Source organism: Methanobrevibacter sp. (assembly GCF_045577275.1).
Classification (GTDB): Archaea; Methanobacteriota; Methanobacteria; order Methanobacteriales; family Methanobacteriaceae; genus Methanobrevibacter.
On record NZ_JAZNIB010000086.1, the window covers coordinates 1 to 2,130 of the forward strand.

Sequence of the window (2,130 nt, forward strand, 5' to 3'; positions counted from 1 at the left end):
CAATTAGTGAAAAAGTGGTAAAAAATTTTTTGAAAATAAAAATAATAAATTAAAATAATTAATAAAAATAATGAAAAAATAATGAATAAAAAATAAATTAAAGTTAAAATTAAAATTTTATTTTAAAAACCAATTATTTAGTCAGCACAAGGATCAAGATTGAAAGCATACCTGTATTCTTGGTTTACAATATTGGAACCTTCGAATCTTCCATCGATTATGCTTGAAATCTTTTCAATGGAATCGAGTGAAAGCTCTTTTCCTTCTGCTATTGGGAAGAAGAAAGTGATTACATCATCAGTTATAAGATAATTCAATTCAAAGTCTTCCTTTTCAAATTCGCCTTTAAATACTTCAGTGAGTTTTTCTTCTATATTCTTTTCAAGATTTGCCATGATTTCACCTCATATTAAAAGTTATATTTACATTAAGCAATAAGGCATATAAAATTATCCATAAGCCCACAAGCCGAAAATGTTTTTATTCAATAAAACAGAAATTTAAAAAAATAATAAAAAAAATAAACTATCTAAATAATAATAGCTAATCCATATCCAAACTGAAGTTTAAGCTGCTAGCCTGATGGGTTATGGATCCTAATGAGATTATATCCACATCCAATGGAGCATAATTCAAAATATTGTCTTCAGTGATTCCACCAGAAATCTCAATCAACACATCTTTTCTCAAATCTTTATCTTCCAATGCATCCAATGTGCTTTGAGCCTCTTCTGGAGACATATTGTCAAACATTACAATATCAGCACCATTTTCACATGCAATGATTGCATCTTCAGTTGATTCGACTTCAATCTCAATCTTTTTGGAAAAGCTGTTGTTCTCTTTAGCTAATCTGAGAGCTTCCTTTACAGACCCTACAACAGCAATATGATTATCCTTGATTAAGATCATATCATCCAAGGCAGACCTATGAGGGTCTCCACCACCAATAGCAATAGCTAACTTGTCATACTTTTGAAGTGCAGGAGCAGTCTTACGAGTTCCAGCAACCCTTATTTTAGGATTCACTTCATGCACCTTTTTGACTATTCTGTTGGTAATGGTAGCTACACCAGACATTCTCATAAGCAAATTAAGTGCAGTACGCTCTAAAAGGAGGATTTTACGAGCATTTCCTTCAAGTTCCAAAAGGATATCTCCTTTGGCAATTTCATCCCCTTCATTTTTAGAGGAAATGATTTCAATGCCATATTCTAAAAACATTTCCTTTATGGTTTCAATTCCTGCAAGGATTCCATCATCTTTAGAAATCAATTTAGCATAAAATATTTTATTTTCTGGAATTAAGGCATTTGAAGTGATGTCTCCAAACCCTTCATCTTCCCTAAGCATATATCTTATAATTTCATCCATTCTTACACCAAAGCATTCTTTCTAATTAAAATAATATTTGTTTTACAGCATTAATATATTTTATATATTTAAATTAACAAAATAATAATATAAATATGAAGTTTATAACATTTTTTAGAAAATAAACTAAAAAATAAGTTAGAAAATAAATTTAAAACTAATTTATTAACTATTTAAGATATTAAGTGATTTTATGGAAATAACATTTTTAGGAACCTCATCTGCCGTACCTTCAAAATATAGGAATCATGCGGGAATTATTTTAAAATACTTTAAGGATACAATTCTCTTTGATTGTGGAGAAGGAACACAAAGGCAATTGACTTATGCCAAAATAAGCCCTATGAAAATAGATAAGATATTCATCACCCATTTTCATGGAGACCATATTTTAGGTTTGGCTGGGCTTATCCAGTCTATGGGCTTTAGAGGAAGAGAGGAAGATTTGGATATTTATGGGCCAAAAGGATTAGGAAAGATAATCTATACAATATCCAACTATGGCTATTTCCAAATAAACTTCAATATCAATATTCATGAAATCGATGAAGGAGTAGTTGTTGAAACTGATGAATATATCATCAAATCAATAATTGCAGAACATAATATCGAAAACCTTGCCTACTCCATCTACGAAAAGAAAAAGCCACGTTTCCTTAGGGAAAAGGCTATTGAACTCGGAGTTCCAGTAGGTCCGGCATTTGGAAAGCTCCACAACGGTCAGGAAGTGGAAGTTGATGGAAAGATAATCAAGCC

Annotated in this window: 3 protein-coding genes; 1 reads left to right on the plus strand and 2 read right to left on the minus strand. The window is 30.8% G+C overall.

The genetic code is table 11. The annotated features are described in order from the left end of the window. Positions 1–137 precede the first annotated feature (137 nt). Both ACKI67_RS02975 and nadC read right to left on the minus strand, forming a co-directional pair. Positions 138–395: a hypothetical protein gene (locus ACKI67_RS02975; protein WP_295604964.1), complete on the minus strand. Its 258-nt coding sequence runs from the start codon at positions 393–395 to the stop codon at positions 138–140. A gap of 148 nt (positions 396–543) precedes the next feature. Continuing rightward, positions 544–1,374: a carboxylating nicotinate-nucleotide diphosphorylase gene (nadC, locus tag ACKI67_RS02980; protein WP_407461914.1), complete on the minus strand. Its 831-nt coding sequence runs from the start codon at positions 1,372–1,374 to the stop codon at positions 544–546. Positions 1,375–1,567: 193 nt separating this feature from the next. Here nadC and ACKI67_RS02985 point away from each other — a divergent pair. Continuing rightward, positions 1,568–2,130, plus strand: a 563-nt coding sequence (locus ACKI67_RS02985; RefSeq protein WP_407461915.1) for an MBL fold metallo-hydrolase, incomplete at its 3' end; no start/stop codon positions are given.